Consider the following 16,036-nt stretch of genomic DNA (forward strand, 5'->3'; position numbering starts at 1 on the left):
TGCGCGGCGGGTGCGGGCGTCATCGGGGTCGGAGGGCGCACGCGGCGCGCGCCCTCCGGTCTTTCGGCTTACTGGGCGAGCCAGGCCTGGAACTTGGCGTCCAGGTCGTCACGGTAGTCGGCCCACCACTCGTAGTTGTAGAGGAAGGTGTTCTCCGAGTTCGCCGGATCGGTCGGCATGTGCGGCGCCATGTCGACGCCGAGTTCGGCGTGCATCGAGACCATCGGCGCCGACGAGTCGCGCGCGGGGCCGTAGGAGATGTACTTCGACTGGTCAGCGAGGCGCTGGGTGTCGGTGGCGAACCAAAGGAAGTCCATCACCCGGTTCAGGCGCTCCTCGGGCAGACCTTCGGGGATGATCCAGCCGTCGAGGTCGAAGACCTGCGCGTCCCAGAGCATCTCGACCGGCTGGTCCTGCTCGACGATGAGCGAGAACAGGCGGCCGTTGTAGGTCGAGCCCATGACGATCTCGCCGTCGGCGAGGAGCTGCGGCGTGTCGGCGCCGGCGGTCCACCAGACGACGTTGTCCTTGATCTCGTCGAGCTTGGCGAAGGCCCGGTCCTGGCCCTCTTCCGTCTCGAGGACGTCGTAGATGTCTTCCTTGGCGACGCCGTCGCAGAGCAGGGCCCACTCGAGGTTGCCGATCGGACGGCGCTCGAGCGAACGCTGGCCGGGGAAGTTCTCGAGATCCCAGAGGGCGCAGATGTCCTCGGGGGTGCCGGTCCAGCCCTCGGCGTCGGTGCGGTAGCCGACGGTGGTCGAGTAGACGATCTGCGGGATGAAGCAGTCGGAGACGATCAGGTCGCCGAAGTCGTCGCTGGCGTCGGTGCCGTCGGGCGCGGGGGCCAGGACCTCGTCGTGATCGACCTCCATCGCCAGGCCCTCGTCGCAGAGGCGGATGGCGTCGGAGGCCACGACGTCGACGAGATCCCAGGTCAGGTTGTCGGCCTCGTTCATGGCGCGCAGCTTGGCCACGGCCTCGGCGGAGGATTCATCCCAGGTGATGGTCACGTCGGGGTTCATCTCGAGGTAGGGCTCGACGTAGGCCTTCTGCTGGCTCGCCTGGTAGGCGCCGCCCCAGCTGACGAGCGTCATGCTGTCGGCCATCGGCTCACCGGCGACGGGGCTTTCCATCGCGTGGCTTTCGGCGAACGCCACCGAGCCCGCGAGGGTCAGGGCGCTGGAAGCCATCAGGATTTTGGTCAGTTTCATTCAATTCTCCCGTTTAGGACCCGGATCGTATTTGTTCGGCGCGCGGACCGGGTGACCGGCGCACCGTGTCGTCATTGCGCTCAGGCGTCGAGCGCACGACAATCCTCGGGCAGCCAGCCGATCTCGATCTGGTCTCCCGGCGCCAGACGCACCTGGTCGGGCGCGTTCCGCGTCTTGATGACGAAATCGTCGTTGCCCGCCACGCGAAGGCGGGTCCGGAAGATATCGCCCATGTAGATGAACTCGAGCACTTCCGCCTTGAGGGTGTGAGCCCCCTGCTGCAGGCGCTCGGGGTTGTACTCGACCCGCTCGGGCCGGATCGACACCTTGGTGCGCTCGCCGACCTCGGAGACGTTGACGGGCTTGGCGTCGATGATGTCGCCGCTGTCGAGCTTCACCACGCAGTGATCGCCGCGGATCTCCTCGACCACGCCCTCGAGGGTGTTGTTCTCGCCGATGAACTGCGCGACGAAGCTGTTCTCGGGCGCCTCGTAGAGCTGGTCGGGCGGCGCGAGCTGCTGGATGCGGCCGTCGTCGAACACCGCGACGCGGTCCGACATGGTCAGCGCCTCGGTCTGGTCGTGGGTGACGTAGACCACGGTGATCCCGAGCCGGTGCGCGAGGTGGGTGATCTCGAACTGGAGCGTTTCGCGCAGCTGCTTGTCGAGCGCACCGAGCGGCTCGTCCATCAGCACGAGCTCGGGCTCGAACACCAGCGCGCGCGCCAGCGCGATCCGCTGCTGCTGGCCGCCCGAGAGCTGCGCCGGGCGGCGGCCGGCGAAGTCGCCCATCTGGACCATGTCCAGCGCGCGCTTGATCTTGCTCTCGCGCTCGGACTTGCCCATGCCGCGCACTTCCAGCGGGAAGGCGAGGTTCTCGGCGACGGTCATGTGCGGGAACAGCGCGTAGTTCTGGAAGACCATGCCGATCCCGCGCTTGTGCGGCGGAATGTTGTTGATCGGCTTGCCGTCCAGCTTGATCTCGCCGTGCGTGGCGGTCTCGAAGCCGGCGAGCATCATCAGGCAGGTGGTCTTCCCCGAGCCCGACGGCCCCAGCATGGTGAGGAACTCGCCCTTCGGCATGGAGAGGTTCAGATCCTTAACGACCAGCGTTTCGCCGTCGTAGCTCTTCTGCACTCGCTCGAAGGCGACGAACGCGGTGCCGTTCGCTGTATCTGCCAAATGGCGCTCCCTGATGTTGTCCGACGGTAGACCCGCCTTGATGGAGACAATCTAAACCCAAGCCCGCCCACCTTTGCAACCGATTCACCAATGTTGAACATCGAGGGCTTCGATCTACGGCCGACCGCGCCGTGCCGGAAGTGCCGCAAAAATGGGCTGTTTTGTCGCTAACAGGCAATCCCGGCCTGCGCCGAATGTCGACCAGTGACGCAGCGGAAGCCGTGGTCGGGGCCGCTTCGGACGCAGGGGAAGCTCCGGCCTCACGCTGTAGCAATTCGCCCTTCAGGTTGCAGGATTGATCCATTGTGGCCTTAAGGGACCACTTCGGGCGTGTTGTCCGGACGCTCCCGTCACGCCTAGTGACACGCGGCCGGCGGGCGGGCAGAACGGTCGGGTAAGGGGGCCGATAGATGCACCCACCGCCAAAACGAGGCGCAGCAGTAATGACGCAGGCCCCATCGCTCGCCAGAGCCGTGCTCCTCGCCGTTTGCGGCGCCGTCACCATTGGCGGGTTCGTCATGGTGCAGGATCGCAGCCAGACGCGCGCGGCCGAGGCCTTCATCACACTGACCGACAATGCCCGCACCGCGCTGATCGAGCGCGTCGAGCGGCACAACAACCTGCTCGTCGGGATGCAGCTCTACCTCGACAGCTCCGACAACGTGACCTTCGCCGAATGGCGCGACTACGTCCGTTCCCTGGAGTCGGTGCGGGGGCTGACCAGCCTGGTCGGCCTCGGCTACGCCAACAACCTGCAGCCCGGCTCGCTGGAGCAATTCTTCGAGGCCACCACCTCCGACGGCATCGCCGACTTTCGGATCCGGCCCGCCCGGACCGGCGACATCGAGCGCTACGTCATCAAGTTCTTCGAGCCGGTGGAGAGCCTTGACCTGCAGGGCCTTGACCTCGCCGCCTACCCTGCCCTCGCCGAGGCCGCCCGCGACGCCGCGCGCAGCGGCGAGACCATCCTCGCGCCGCCGGGCCCGGCGAGCACCGGGGGCACGATCCTGATGCTGCGCCCGCGCTACAGCCTCGACGCGCCCGTCGACACGCCCGAGGAACGCCTCGCGGCGCTGCGCGGCTGGAACCTCGGCCCGCTCGACCCGCAGGTGCTGGTGCAGGAGATCGAGGACGAATTCGCCGGCGCCTTCCGCGTCAGGATCGACGATGCCGGCGCGCGCACGCGTCTCGCCGACACCACCCTGCCCGACGTCCAGCCCGACTTCCGCCTGACCGAGGTGGTGCCGGTGCTGGGACGCAACTGGGCCTTCACCTGGGAGAGCACCCCGACCTTCGAGGCGATGAACGCGCGCAGCACGCCGTGGATCGTGCTCGTCGCGGGCGTCGCGGTGACGGCGCTCGTCGCGGCGCTGGCCGGGGTGCTGGCGCGGCGCGAGATCGCCGTGCGCCGGCTGGTGGAGGAGCGGACCCGCGAGCTCGAGGCGCGCGCGGAGATGAACCGCTCGTTCCTCGACAACCGCGTCGTGGCGATGCTCATCGTCGACGCCGACGGCTCCGTGCTCAGCGGCAACCAGGCCGCCGCGCGGCTCTTCGGCTACGCGGTGAGCGACCTGAAGGGCGTGCTGCTCAACAACCTGATCCCCGGCGCCATCGCCTCGATCGACTGGACCCTCTCGACCACCCAGGGCGTCCACCGCGACGGCTCGACGCTCTATCTCGACGTGCAGGTCAACCGCTGGACCAACGCCGGCGACAACGCCCGCTCCACCGTGCTGATCCGCGACGTCTCCGAGCAGACCCGCACCTCGCGCCAACTCGACGAGCAGGAAGAGCGCTTCAACCGCGCCATCAACGAGGCCGGCATCGGGGTCTTCGACATCGACCTCGAGAGCGACGTCTCGGTCGTCTCCAACAGCTGGCTGCGGGTCATGGGCCTGCCCGCCGACGTCACGCTCGAGAACCCGCAGGCGCTGTTCCGCGAGCGGGTCCATCCCGAGGACCGGCCGATCATCGAGGCGGCGAACTACGCCCACATCGACGGCCACACCGACCGCACCGTGACCGAGTACCGGGTGCGCTTCGACGACGGCACCTGGCGCTGGATGCGCTCCAACGCCGTCGTCACCGAGCGCGACGAGGACGGCCGTGCGCTGCGCCTTCTGGGCGTGCAGACCGACGTCACCGACCGCCACGAGGCGCAGGACGCGTTGCGCCGCAGCGAGGAGCGTTTCCGGAAGTTCCTCGCGCAGGCGCCAGTCGGCATGGCGATCTTCGACGGCCAGGGGCGTTTCCTCGGGCTCAACGAGGCGATGGTCAAGCTGACCGGCTACAGCGAGGCCGAGCTGCTCGAGATGCGCTTCGGCGACCTGCTCTCCAAGGACGACCTGGCGCAGATCTTCGACACCGTCGTCGAAACCCACGGCGACGGCGCGCGCGGCTATACCGGCGAGCACCAGCTCAGCCACCGCAACGGCGGGCACGTCTGGGCGCTGCTGTCGGTCGCCTGGACCTTCGACGCCGATCGCGGCAGCGACCTCTACATCGTGCAGCTGCAGGACATCAGCGAGCGGCGCGAGATCGAGCGGCTGAAGAGCGAGTTCGTCGCCACCGTGAGCCACGAGCTGCGCACGCCGCTGACCTCGGTGAAGGGTGCGCTCGACCTCGTCGTGGGCGCGATGGCGGACAAGCTGCCGAAATCGTCCCTGCGCCTGCTCGACATCGCCCAGAGCAACACCGACCGGCTGATCTACCTGGTCAACGACATCCTCGACCTCGAGAAGATCTCGGCGGGACAGATCGATTTCCACATCCAGCCCGAGAGCGCCAACGAATTGCTCGACGCCTCCGTCAAGCAGACCCGCCCGATCGCGGTGCAGCAGGACGTCCACCTCGTCTGGCGCCCGCAGGAGCCCGACCGGATGGTGCTGGCCGACGCCGGCCGCCTCAACCAGGTGCTGCTCAACCTGATCTCCAACGCCTGCAAGTTCTCCCACGCCGGCGGCCGCGTCGAGGTCTGGTTCGAGGTGCGGGGCGCGGAGGTGATGTTCTTCGTCAAGGACGAGGGCGTCGGCATCTCCGCGACGCACCGCAACAGCATCTTCAAGCCGTTCTCGCAGGTCGACAGCTCCGATACCCGCGAGAAGGGCGGCACCGGGCTGGGGCTGAACATCTGCAAGGAACTCGTCGAGCGCATGAACGGGCGCATCGACTTCGAAAGCACCCTCGGCGAGGGCACGACCTTCCGCTTCACCTGCCCGCTCGCCGAGCCCGCCGACGCCGAGCCGGACGAGACCGACGCCGCTTCCTCGCGCACGCGCATCCTGCTCGTCGAGGGCGACGCGGGGTTCGGCGGGCTGCTGCGCAGTCACCTGAGCGGCGATTCGGAGGTGGCGATCGTCACCTGCATCGACGCCGCGCGCGAGCGGCTGCGCAGCGCGCGCTACGACGTGGTGATGGTCGACCTCGGCCTCGCCAGCGCCGCCCGGCGGCTGGTGCGCGACATCGCGCGGGAGCACCCCGACTCGAAGATCGTCGCCCTCAACGCGCTCGCCCACGACCCGGGCGGCCTGCCCCTGACCGAGGAGGCGCTGCAGATCGGACGCTCCCTCGACCAGCTCCGCAACAGCTTGCGGAAGGCGTCATGACCGATCCTGCACCTCCTGCCACAAATCCGTCTCCGTTCGAGCAAAATCGAAGCTCAATGGTCGCCTACAAAAATGCCGAAGGTTCCCGCCGTATTTCGGGACCCCGCATTGGGAGAGACCGCCGGTGGCGGTCGCGGAGATGGGTTTGAGATCATGCGCTTCAGGCAGTTGAACAAGGCTGGACTACTCGCACCGCTCGCGGCGCTCACGTCTTCGCCCGCAATTGCCCAGGTCACCGATCCCGCCCCGTCCAACCAGGCGCTCTACTGGCTCGGCGTCAGCGTCGTCGCCGTCTGCGCCGGCCTCGTCGCCACCCGTCTGCGGGCGCAGACCGCCCCCCGCGAGCCCAGCGAGACCGAGAAGCAGCTCGCCCACGAGGTACGCGCGCTCAACGCCCACGCCATCGTGCTGGTCGCCGACAGCCGGATGCGGATCGTTCACGTCAACGACCGCTTCGTCGAGGCTTCCGGCTTCACCCGCAGCGAGCTGGTGGGGCGTCCGACGAGCTGGATCTACCTGTCAAACGACCAGAAGACCCACGGCGAGATCTGCCGCCACATCTTCGACGGCAAGACCTGGTCGGGCGAGACCCGGCTGCGGTGCAAAGACGGCACCTACCGCTGGACCCAGACGACGATCATCCCGCGCCTCGACGAGAACGGCAAGGTGATCGGCACCGTCGGCATCCGCACCGACATCACCGCCTCGAAGACCGCGAGCGAAGAGCGCGACATCGTTTCCGCGCTGCACCGCCTGTCCGACGCCGTCGTGATGTTCAGCGCCGACAGCTTCCGCATTCTCTACCTGAACGAGACGGCGATGAGCCTGCTCGACTGGAACGAGGCCAGGTACCCGACGAAGCGGATGTTCGACATCGATTTCGAGCACGATCCGGACGAGGTGCGCTCCGTCCTGCAGAAGCTGGTCAACGGCACCGCCAACAGCCTGAGCTTCGAGATCCGCCTGTCCGACCGCCCGTTCCTGGCCAACCTGCAGCTCGTCCGCCCCGCCGCGGGCGAGGCGCGTTTCGTGGCGATCCTGCGCGACCTGTCCGAGCGCGAGGAGATGGACCGGGCCAAGAACGAGTTTATCTCCACCGTCAGCCACGAGCTGCGCTCGCCGCTGACCTCGATCAAGGGCGCGATGGGGCTGGTCCTGTCGGGCGCGGCGGGGGAGATCTCGCCCAAGGCGGCGGAGCTCGTCGAGATCGCGCACCGCAACGCCGACCGGCTCGTGCTGATCGTCAACGACATCCTCGACCTCGAGAAGATCGCCGCCGGGCGCATGGAATTCACCCTCGAGCGGCACGACCTGATGGTGATCCTGCGCGAGGCCCGCGCGGCCAACAACGCCTATGCCGAACGCTTCCAGGTCAAGATCAGCGTGCGGCCGCCCGCCGCCCCCGCCTGGGCGAACGTCGACGCCGACCGCATCCTGCAGGTGCTGACCAACCTGCTGTCGAACGCCGCGAAGTTCTCGCGCCCCGGCAGCGAGATCCTCGCCACCGTCAGCACCGAGGGCGGCCGCCACACCGTCTCCGTCACCGACCGCGGCGTCGGCATCCCGCAGGAGGCGCTGGCGACGATCTTCGAACGCTTCCAGCAGGTCGATAACCCCGGCCACAACGCGCCGCGCGGCAGCGGGCTCGGGCTCAGCATCGTGAAGGCCATCGTCGAGAGCCACGGCGGCAGCGTCAGCGTCGACAGCACGCCGGGCGAAGGCACGACGGTGAGCTTCACACTCGACGACGCCGACGCCGACGCCGCAGCGCCGGACGAGACTCCCCCGCTCATCGCAGCCAATTCTTCCTGAAAGGTACCCCAATGACCCTGCGCATCCTGCATGTCGAAGACGACGAGGACATTCGCGAGATCGCGAAGCTCTCGCTCGAGATGACGGGCGAGTTCGAGCTGATGCAGTGCGCCAGCGGCCCCGAAGCCATCGCCGCGGCGCCGGGCTACGCGCCCGACCTTCTGCTGATGGACGTGATGATGCCGGGGATGAGCGGCGAGCAGTTGCTGGCCGAGCTGCGCAAGCTGCCGGGCTTCGCCGACACGCCGGCGATCTTCATGACCGCCCGCGCCCAGCCCACCGAGGTCAAGGCGCTGCGCGACCAGGGCGCGCTGGAGGTGATCGTCAAGCCGTTCGACCCGCTGAGCCTCGCGACGCAGATCCAGGACATCCTCGCCGCCGCGCCGGCCTGATCGGCAACGCTCAGACGAGAAAAGGCGCGCCGGGCGGGCGCGCCTTTTTCTCGTCCGGGGGTAGAGGGATCAGGCGGCGTCGCAGTAGTCGAGCGACAGGCCGAGGAACCAGTCGAGCGCGGTGATGCATTCCTGCACCTCGCCCTGCCCGTCCTCGAGCACGGCGATGAACACCAGCTCCGTCTCCCGCGCCGCGTCGCCCAGCGGGGCCAGGCCGAGCGAACCGGCGGCACCGGCGATGCGGTGCAGGATGGTCTGCGCCTCGCTGAGATCGTCGGAGCTGGCTTCCCCGGCGCGGGCGGCGGCGAGGATTTCCTCCATCCGGTCGTGCCGCTCCACGTGGACACGCAGAAACCCGGCGCGCAGCCGGATCAAGGCGCTGCTGCTGAGTTGAAGGCCGCTCATCCCGCGCTCTCCATGAACCAGATGTCGTCGAGCTTGCGCTCCGCCTCGCGGGCGGCGTCCTCGGCCGAGCTGTGCGCCTCGGCGAGCGCCTCGATGGCGCGGTCGCCCGCGTGCCAGGTCAGGCGCATCACCCGCCCCGGCGCGACGCGCACGTTGAGCGGCTCGCCGGTGCTGAGATGAAGCTCCATCTCGCGGATCACCCGGTGCATGTGGTCGAGGAAGTACTTCAGGTCCGGCGTCCAGCCGCCCTCGGTGACGCAGGCGAAGGTGCCGTTGCCCACGTAGGAGATCAGGAACTGGTGCGGCTTGAGGCAGTCGGAGATCGCCTCGGAGACGTCGACGATCATGCACTGGAAGTCGAACTCCGACATCTTCGCGTAAAGCTCCTCGACCCGGCGGATCGTGAAGGCGAAGACCGAAGAGCCGAACAGCGCCTTGCGGCTCAGCTGCATCAGGTAGTTCTCCAGCGCCTGGAACTCGATGACCCCGTCGACGTCGCGGATGTCGAAGGGTTCGTGCAGCGGCACCCGGGCCTGCGCGTGCGCGGCCTCGGTCGCGAAGAGCTTGGCCGTGTGGCGGCGGCGCTCGGTGACGAGGCCGTCGACGAGGTTGATGCGCGCGGTCAGCTCGTTCATCTCGAACGGCTTGGTGACGTAATCGGTCGCGCCCGCCGCGAAGGCGGAGTCGATGTAGCGCTTTTCCGACATCGCGGTGATCATCAGGATCGGCGTGCGGCGCAGGCCCTCGTAGGCCCGGATCTCGCGGACGAGCTCGATCCCGTCCATGCGCGGCATCTGGATATCGAGGAGGAAACAGTCGAATTCCTCTCCGTCGGCGATGCGTTCGAGCGCCTCCACCGCGGAGTCCGCGGTGTGCAGGTCATGGTCGCCGATCGTCCCGATGATCTCCGTCAGGAGTTCCAGGATGATCGGATCGTCATCTACGGCTAGGATTTTCATTTGTTAACCCACCACTCGGTTTCGGTGCGCAGTTGTCCTGTCATTCGGAATCGGCACCGACGAGAACTGCCTTTCCATGCCAAGCTGGCCCTCAATCTGGGCGAGATTTGGGCTGCATCACGCTTTTTTGTTAGCCACCCGACACTCGCGGCTTGCACAACCGGCAGCCGCCATGGAGCGGCCCCCCACGCATGGGTGCGGCTTTCGGACCATTCTCGGTGAAAAAATACCATGTGTCGCAGCGGCATCGCGACGTCACACCGAAATTGCGCCACAATGGCGGTCTATCCCTTTCAAAGTTAATGAATGACTCGAAATCCATTGGCCGCCCCGGCGGGCATGGATATGACCAACAGACGGAGAGCAGGAGATGAAGCTAGCCCCTATGGTTGTCGGATCGGTCCTCGCGGTCCTCGCTGCCCAGGCTGGTGCGGAGACGGTGCTGACGATCAACGGCGCCGAACCCCGCGAGTACACCCTCGAGCAGCTCGAGGAGATGCCGCAGGCCGAGTACGAGACGACGAACGCCTTCGTCGGCGAGCCGACGACGTTTTCCGGCCCGCTGTTGCGTGACCTTCTGGCCGAGGACGAGCTGCCGGAGGACGCCGAGATCACGCTGCGCGCCATCAACGACTACGAGGTCGACGTTCCGCTGAGCGACGCGATGACCTACGACGTCATCATCGCCACGCGGATGGACGGCAAGCACATGTCGGTGCGCGAGCGGGGGCCGCTCTGGGTGATGTACCCGATCTCCGACCACCCCGAGCTCGAGGATTCGATCTACAGCAGCCGCCTGATCTGGCAACTGGTCGCCATCAACACCGAATGACCGCGACGCTGGTCCGATATCGCTGGATCATGTTCGTGATCCTGATCGCCGGGCTGATGGCCGCCGCCGCCAGCCTGGGGACACTGCGCGGGCGCATCGCCACGCTGGGGGAGCAGAGCTCCACCGGCTCGGTCTGGTTCGTGACGGGGGTCGAGTTTGACCTGCTGCGTCTCGAGCATGCACTGTCGGACTACGTGCTGGGCCAGGCGACGGCGGACGACGTCAACCTGAAGTTCGACATCCTCTGGAGCCGCGTCGCCACCGTCCAGGCCGGGCAGATCGCCGACAAGCTCGCGCAGTACGAGATCGGCACCGAGCTCTTCGCCGAGATCGCCGACACACTGCGCGCGGTCGAGCCGAGGCTCGTGGGGCTGCCGGAGACGGTGACCGACGTCAGGGACACGCTCGAGCTGCTCGAGATCTTCCGCGCCTACAACGTGCCGATGCGCAACGTCTCGCTCGACGTGCTCGAGGCGAGTTCGCGCGAGACCAAGTCCTGGCGCGACACGCTGCTGCAGATCGCCGAGTCCAACGCCTGGCTGAGCGGAGCGATGGGGATCTCGGTCGTGCTGCTGGTGCTGGTCTTCGGGCTCGACAGCGTCCAGTCGCGCCGCTCGCTGCGCGAGAAGGAGCGCCTGCTCGAGGAGACGCAGGCCGCCAACCTGGCGAAGTCCGAGTTCATCTCCGTCATCAACCACGAGCTGCGTACGCCGCTGGCCTCGATCAAGGGGGCGGTGTCGCTCATCAACGGCAACGCCGTGGGCGAGGTGCCCGAGCGCTTCCGCCGGATGCTCTCGCTCGCCGAGCGCAACTGCAACCACCTGATCCAGCTGGTCAACGACCTGCTCGACGTGGAGAAGTTCAGCGCCGGCAAGATGGAGTTCCACTTCAAGAACATCGACCTGAAGAGCTTCCTCACCGCCGAGATCGCCACCAACCAGACCTTCGCCAACAACTTCGGCGTGACCATCGAGGCCGCGCCGATGCCCGAGGGCGTTCATGTCTGGGGCGACGAGAAGCGGCTCGGGCAGGTGCTGTCCAACCTCCTGTCGAACGCCGCCAAGTTCTCCAAGCCCGACAGCACGATCGTCGTCGGCCTCAAGGCGACCGGCACCGAGGCGGTGATCTCGGTGCAGGACAGCGGCCGCGGCATCCCGCGCGAGAAGCAGAGCCGGCTGTTCGAGCCGTTCTACCAGGTGGATTCGTCCAACGAGCGCGAGCGCGGCGGCACCGGCCTGGGGCTCAGCATCGTGAAGTCGATCGTCGACGCGCACCAGGGCCGCATCCGGCTCGTCAGCGAGCCGGGCCGCGGCACCACCTTTTACATCAAGCTCGAACGCGTCGCCGTCGCGCAGGCCGCCTGATTCACCTCTCCACAAGGAAGACAACATGTTGAAGTCCATCTCCGCCGTTCTGGTTCTGGCGCTCACCCCGCTTGCCGCCGCCGCAGAAGAGGTCCGCCCCGGCGTCACCTTCGCGGGCGAGCCCGAGGCCGCCGGCTCCGAGCGCGCGGCGATGCAGGACGTGATCTTCGACTTCGCCGCCGCCTGGGCGAATTGCGATGGCAGCTACATGGAGCACGCCTTCGCCGACGACGTGCTCTTCGCCTACCCCACCACCGCCATCGAGGGGCTCGACGCGATGCTCGCCGACCTCGAGCTGTTCTGCGGCATGGCCACCGACACCAGCTTCTACTTCCCCGCCGACGCCTTCTACATCGACACCGAGACCGGCCGCATCGCCGCCGAGGTGCAGTTCCGCACCATCCAGCGCGGCGCGCGGCAGGTGGTCAACGACGTCTGGATCGCCACGATCGAGGACGGGCGCGGCACGGTGCTGAAGGAGTATCTCGACGGGCGGGTGAAAGACCTCCAGTCGCTCGGCGTGCTGCAATACGACGAGAGCCCCGAGACGCTGACGCCCTGGCCGCCGCGCACCGAGGCGTGGGCCGAGTGCTTCCCCATCGCCCGCGCCGCGCCGATCAACAGCTGCCCCGCCGAGTGAGCTAGAAGCTCGGCGGCGTGCAGGCGCTGACCACCTCGCAGACCGTGTCGCCCACGTTGCGGAACCGGTGCGGGGTGCTGGAGGCGAAGTAGTAGGCGTCGCCCCGGTTCAGCACGAACACCTCGTCGCCGACCGTCACCTCGAGGCTGCCCGCCACGACGATGGCGCATTCCTCGCCCTCGTGCGACAGCGGCCGCCGCCCGCTGTCGCGGCCGGGCTGGTAGAACTCGTGCAGCATCTGCAGCGCCCGGTTGGGCCGCTGCGCCGCGACCAGCCGGTAGGCGACGCCGGGCGCGCCGATGTCCACATGCTCCTCCTTGCGGAAGACGGGCGCGTCGCCGAGGGCGAGCTCAAAGCTGAAGAAGGTGGCGAGGTCCATCGGGACCCCGTCGAGGATCTTCTTGAGCACCGCCACCGATGGCTGCGTCGCCATCGACTCGATCTGGCTGATCGTGCCGCTGCCGACACCGGTGCGCCGGGCCAGCTCGCGCTGGGAGAGTCCGCGCGACTGGCGCACCACCCGGAGGCGTTGGGCGACCATCTGGTCGTGCGAAGGCTGCGCCATGGGGGTGATTTCCCGCTTTCGATCCGAAGCAGCCCTAGCGCATTGGCCTTGTTTCGCGCAAGTCGCACGGCGGCGCAAAATCAGGATTGATCGGTTTTGCGAGCGCGTGCTTAGGCTGTGGACGACTCATCAGCCCCGGAGGTCCGCGATGAACCGTCCCCTCACTCCCAACGACATGTCGAGCTTCTGGATGCCGTTCACGCCGAACCGCGATTTCGCCGCCGATCCCCGGCTGGTCGTCGCGGCGGACGGGATGCACTACACCAGCTCCGACGGCCGCCAGATCATCGACGGCGCCGCCGGGCTCTGGTGCGTCAATGCCGGCCACAACAGCCCGCGCATCGTCGAGGCGGTGAAGAAGCAGGTCTCCACCCTCGACTACGCGCCGCATTTCAACTTCGGCACGCCGCAGGCCTACGAGCTCTCCGCCCGCCTCGCCGCGCTGTTCCCGGCCGGGCTCGAGCACGTGTTCTTCACCAATTCCGGCTCGGAATCCGTCGACACCGCGCTGAAGATCGCGCTGCACTACCACCGGATGCGCGGCGACGCCGCCCGCACCCGTCTGATCGGCCGCGAGCGCGGCTACCACGGGGTCGGCTTCGGCGGCATCTCGGTGGGCGGCATGGTCAAGAACCGGATGCACTTCGGCACGATGCTCGCGGGCGTCGACCATATCCGCCACACCCACGACCCCGAGCGCAACGCCTTCTCGCGCGGATGCCCTGAGCACGGCGCCGAGTTCGCCGACGACCTGATCCGCCTCGCCGAGTTGCACGACCCCTCGACCATCGCGGCCGTGATCGTCGAGCCGATGGCCGGCTCCACCGGCGTGCTGCTGCCGCCGAAGGGCTACCTGCAGCGCCTGCGCGAGATCTGCGACCGCTACGGCATCCTGCTGATCTTCGACGAGGTCATCACCGCCTACGGCCGCCTCGGCAAGGCGTCGGCGGCCGAGAAGTTCGGCGTCACCCCCGACATCATCACCACAGCCAAGGGCCTCACCAACGGCACGATCCCGATGGGCGCGGTGATGGTGAGCGAGAAGATCTACGACAGCGCGATGGAGAACGCCGACGCGCCCATCGAGCTGTTCCACGGCTACACCTACTCCGCCCACCCGATCGCCACCGCCGCCGCGCTGGCGACGCTGGAGACCTACCGCGAGGACCAGCTCTTCGAGCGCGCCGACGCCCTCGCGCCGGTCTGGGAGGACCTGGTGCACGGGCTCAAGGGGCTGCCGCACGTCAAGGACCTGCGCAACCTCGGCCTCGTCGCCGCCATCGAGCTCGAGAGCCGCGAGGGCGCCGTCGGCGCGCGCGCGACGGAGGCGATGAAGGCGGCGTGGGCGAAGGGCCTGATGGTGCGCGTCACCGGCGACACGATCGCCCTGTCGCCACCGCTCATCGTCACCGAGGCGCAGATCGCCGAGATCTTCGACATCCTGTCGGGCATCCTGCGCGACCTCGCCTGACGCCAGAGACGTAACGCCAGACAAGAGAGGAGGGCCTGGATGCTGATCGGGGTTCCCAAGGAGATCAAGAACCACGAATACCGGGTCGGGCTGACGCCGGAGAGCGTCGCCGAACTGGTCGGGCGTGGCCACGAGGTGATCGTGGAGACGTCCGCCGGGGCCGGCATCGGCGCCGAGGACGAGGCCTACGCCCAGGCCGGGGCGGAGATCGTCGGCGACGCCGCGACGGTCTTCGCGCGCGCCGAGATGGTGGTGAAGGTCAAGGAGCCACAGGCGGGGGAGCGCGCGATGCTGCGCGAGGGGCAGATCCTCTACACCTACCTCCACCTCGCCCCCGACCCCGAGCAGACCCGCGACCTCGTCGAGAGCGGCGCCGTCTGCATCGCCTACGAGACCGTCACCGACGCGAGCGGCGGCCTGCCGCTGCTCAAGCCGATGAGCCAGGTGGCGGGGCGGATGTCGATCCAGGCCGGCGCGACGGCGCTCGAGAAGGCCCACGGCGGGCGCGGCGTGCTGCTCGGCGGCGTGCCCGGGGTGGCCCCGGCGAAGGTCGTGGTGATCGGCGGCGGCGTCGTGGGCTTCAACGCGGCGCAGATGGCGGTGGGGATGCAGGCCGACGTGACCATCCTCGATCGCTCGCCAGCGGTGCTCGAACGGCTCCAGACCCACTTCGAATCGCGCGCCCGGGTGATCTACTCCACCGGCGCGGCGCTCGAGGCCGAGGTGCGCGCCGCCGACCTCGTGATCGGCGCGGTGCTGATCCCCGGCGCCGCCGCGCCCAAGCTGGTGAGCAAGGCGCTGATCGGCGAGATGCAGCCCGGCGCGGTCGTCGTCGACGTGGCGATCGACCAGGGCGGCTGCTTCGAGACCTCCCGCGCCACCACCCACGCCGACCCGACCTACATGGTCGGCGACGTGGTTCATTACTGCGTCGCCAACATGCCCGGCGCCGTGGCCCGCACCTCGACCTACGCGCTCAACAACGTCACCCTGCCCCACGCCCTCGCCATCGCCGACAAGGGCTGGAAAGCGGCACTGGCGGCCAACGAGCACCTCGCGAACGGCCTCAACGTGGCGTTTGGCAAGGTGACCTACGGCGCGGTGGCGAAGGACCTCGGATACGAGCACGAGCCGACGGAGCGGGTTCTGGCGGCCTGATTTGATTTGGCGCCTGGGGTGCACAACGAAGATCGCGAGGTCCATCGACATGCCGGCCTCGGAGGTCGACAGCGGCGGGTAGAGCACCCAGCCCACGCCGGAGCCGAGCTGGCCGTTGCCGCCGGGCGACAGCAGCGAGGCGAGGCCGAGGCCGACGCCGGTGACGTAGAGCCAGAAGGACAGGTTGTTCATGCGCGGGAACGACATGTCCGGCGCGCCGATCTGCAGCGGCATGAAGTAGTTGCCGAAGCCGCCGAACAGGGCCGGGATGACGACGAAGAACATCATCAGCACGCCGTGATACGTGATCATCACGTTCCACAGATGCCCGTTGGGCGTGCACTCGCTCTCGGCGGCGGGCCAGAAGCGGGCGCCTTCCTCGCACATGTACTGCACGCCGGGCGTCATCAGCTCCATGCGCATGTACACGGTGAAGGCCAC

General features: G+C 67.9%; 13 protein-coding genes and 1 pseudogene. 8 read left to right on the forward strand and 6 right to left on the reverse strand.

What is annotated here, in order from left to right:
* Nucleotides 1–68: 68 nt before the first annotated feature.
* Both OG2516_RS07180 and OG2516_RS07185 read right to left on the reverse strand, forming a co-directional pair.
* Nucleotides 69–1,211: an extracellular solute-binding protein gene (locus tag OG2516_RS07180; RefSeq protein ID WP_007254973.1), complete on the reverse strand. Its 1,143-nt coding sequence runs from the start codon at nucleotides 1,209–1,211 to the stop codon at nucleotides 69–71.
* An 80-nt stretch (nucleotides 1,212–1,291) separates the two neighbouring features.
* Complete coding sequence (locus OG2516_RS07185) at nucleotides 1,292–2,392, reverse strand: ABC transporter ATP-binding protein (RefSeq protein ID WP_007254974.1); 1,101 nt, start codon at nucleotides 2,390–2,392, stop codon at nucleotides 1,292–1,294.
* Between the two features lie 443 nt (nucleotides 2,393–2,835).
* On the opposite strand from OG2516_RS07185, the gene OG2516_RS18925 reads away from it, so the two are divergent.
* From OG2516_RS18925 to OG2516_RS07200, 3 genes are all read left to right on the forward strand, one after another.
* Nucleotides 2,836–5,997, forward strand: a complete 3,162-nt coding sequence (locus tag OG2516_RS18925) for a PAS domain S-box protein (protein ID WP_007254975.1) — start codon at nucleotides 2,836–2,838, stop codon at nucleotides 5,995–5,997.
* 153 nt (nucleotides 5,998–6,150) lie between these two features.
* Complete coding sequence (locus OG2516_RS07195) at nucleotides 6,151–7,809, forward strand: PAS domain-containing sensor histidine kinase (protein ID WP_007254976.1); 1,659 nt, start codon at nucleotides 6,151–6,153, stop codon at nucleotides 7,807–7,809.
* A gap of 11 nt (nucleotides 7,810–7,820) precedes the next feature.
* Complete coding sequence (locus tag OG2516_RS07200) at nucleotides 7,821–8,201, forward strand: response regulator (RefSeq protein WP_007254977.1); 381 nt, start codon at nucleotides 7,821–7,823, stop codon at nucleotides 8,199–8,201.
* 69 nt (nucleotides 8,202–8,270) lie between these two features.
* Here OG2516_RS07200 and OG2516_RS07205 read toward each other — a convergent pair whose 3' ends face one another.
* Together OG2516_RS07205 and OG2516_RS07210 are read right to left on the reverse strand one after the other, a co-directional pair.
* Nucleotides 8,271–8,606, reverse strand: a complete 336-nt coding sequence (locus OG2516_RS07205) for an Hpt domain-containing protein (RefSeq protein WP_007254978.1) — start codon at nucleotides 8,604–8,606, stop codon at nucleotides 8,271–8,273.
* Nucleotides 8,603–9,565 carry a response regulator gene (locus OG2516_RS07210; protein ID WP_007254979.1) on the reverse strand — a complete coding sequence of 321 codons (963 nt, stop codon included), beginning with the start codon at nucleotides 9,563–9,565 and terminating at the stop codon, nucleotides 8,603–8,605. Before OG2516_RS07210 ends, OG2516_RS07205 begins: the two co-directional genes overlap by 4 nt.
* A gap of 370 nt (nucleotides 9,566–9,935) precedes the next feature.
* Between OG2516_RS07210 and OG2516_RS07215 the strand changes: the two genes are divergently transcribed.
* From OG2516_RS07215 to OG2516_RS07225, 3 genes are read left to right on the forward strand one after another with little or no spacing between them, the layout of a single operon-like run.
* Complete coding sequence (locus tag OG2516_RS07215; protein ID WP_040615016.1) at nucleotides 9,936–10,397, forward strand: putative pterin-binding protein; 462 nt, start codon at nucleotides 9,936–9,938, stop codon at nucleotides 10,395–10,397.
* Nucleotides 10,394–11,761, forward strand: coding sequence for a sensor histidine kinase (locus OG2516_RS18930; protein WP_007254981.1), 1,368 nt, complete (start codon nucleotides 10,394–10,396; stop codon nucleotides 11,759–11,761). Before OG2516_RS07215 ends, OG2516_RS18930 begins: the two co-directional genes overlap by 4 nt.
* Before the next feature lie 25 nt (nucleotides 11,762–11,786).
* Nucleotides 11,787–12,401 carry a nuclear transport factor 2 family protein gene (locus OG2516_RS07225; protein ID WP_007254982.1) on the forward strand — a complete coding sequence of 205 codons (615 nt, stop codon included), beginning with the start codon at nucleotides 11,787–11,789 and terminating at the stop codon, nucleotides 12,399–12,401.
* A 1-nt stretch (nucleotide 12,402) separates the two neighbouring features.
* On the opposite strand, the gene OG2516_RS07230 is transcribed toward OG2516_RS07225, so the two are convergent.
* Nucleotides 12,403–12,966 carry a cupin domain-containing protein gene (locus tag OG2516_RS07230; protein ID WP_007254983.1) on the reverse strand — a complete coding sequence of 188 codons (564 nt, stop codon included), beginning with the start codon at nucleotides 12,964–12,966 and terminating at the stop codon, nucleotides 12,403–12,405.
* Between the two features lie 148 nt (nucleotides 12,967–13,114).
* Between OG2516_RS07230 and aptA the strand changes: the two genes are divergently transcribed.
* Together aptA and ald are read left to right on the forward strand one after the other, a co-directional pair.
* A complete protein-coding gene (gene aptA / locus OG2516_RS07235; RefSeq protein ID WP_007254984.1) occupies nucleotides 13,115–14,437 on the forward strand; it encodes an omega-aminotransferase AptA in 1,323 nt (440 codons plus the stop codon).
* A gap of 39 nt (nucleotides 14,438–14,476) precedes the next feature.
* Nucleotides 14,477–15,595, forward strand: coding sequence for an alanine dehydrogenase (gene ald, locus OG2516_RS07240; protein ID WP_007254985.1), 1,119 nt, complete (start codon nucleotides 14,477–14,479; stop codon nucleotides 15,593–15,595).
* Nucleotides 15,596–15,613: 18 nt separating this feature from the next.
* Here the strand turns inward: ald and OG2516_RS19490 are convergent.
* Nucleotides 15,614–16,036, reverse strand: a pseudogene (locus tag OG2516_RS19490) (cbb3-type cytochrome c oxidase subunit I); the annotation flags it as partial.

This window comes from Oceanicola granulosus HTCC2516 (assembly GCF_000153305.1).
GTDB classification, from domain to species: Bacteria; Pseudomonadota; Alphaproteobacteria; order Rhodobacterales; family Rhodobacteraceae; genus Oceanicola; species Oceanicola granulosus.

Bases quoted from the DNA above. Each gene is read 5' to 3' on its own strand.
- OG2516_RS07200 (WP_007254977.1), top strand. From the start codon at position 7,821: ATGACCCTGCGCATCCTGCATGTCGAAGACGACGAGGACATTCGCGAG.
- OG2516_RS07210 (WP_007254979.1), bottom strand. From the start codon at position 9,565: ATGAAAATCCTAGCCGTAGATGACGATCCGATCATCCTGGAACTCCTG.
- OG2516_RS07230 (WP_007254983.1), bottom strand. From the start codon at position 12,966: ATGGCGCAGCCTTCGCACGACCAGATGGTCGCCCAACGCCTCCGGGTG.
- aptA (WP_007254984.1), top strand. From the start codon at position 13,115: ATGAACCGTCCCCTCACTCCCAACGACATGTCGAGCTTCTGGATGCCG.
- OG2516_RS07195 (WP_007254976.1), top strand. From the start codon at position 6,151: ATGCGCTTCAGGCAGTTGAACAAGGCTGGACTACTCGCACCGCTCGCG.
- OG2516_RS07225 (WP_007254982.1), top strand. From the start codon at position 11,787: ATGTTGAAGTCCATCTCCGCCGTTCTGGTTCTGGCGCTCACCCCGCTT.
- OG2516_RS07215 (WP_040615016.1), top strand. From the start codon at position 9,936: ATGAAGCTAGCCCCTATGGTTGTCGGATCGGTCCTCGCGGTCCTCGCT.
- OG2516_RS18925 (WP_007254975.1), top strand. From the start codon at position 2,836: ATGACGCAGGCCCCATCGCTCGCCAGAGCCGTGCTCCTCGCCGTTTGC.
- OG2516_RS07180 (WP_007254973.1), bottom strand. From the start codon at position 1,211: ATGAAACTGACCAAAATCCTGATGGCTTCCAGCGCCCTGACCCTCGCG.
- OG2516_RS18930 (WP_007254981.1), top strand. From the start codon at position 10,394: ATGACCGCGACGCTGGTCCGATATCGCTGGATCATGTTCGTGATCCTG.
- ald (WP_007254985.1), top strand. From the start codon at position 14,477: ATGCTGATCGGGGTTCCCAAGGAGATCAAGAACCACGAATACCGGGTC.
- OG2516_RS07205 (WP_007254978.1), bottom strand. From the start codon at position 8,606: ATGAGCGGCCTTCAACTCAGCAGCAGCGCCTTGATCCGGCTGCGCGCC.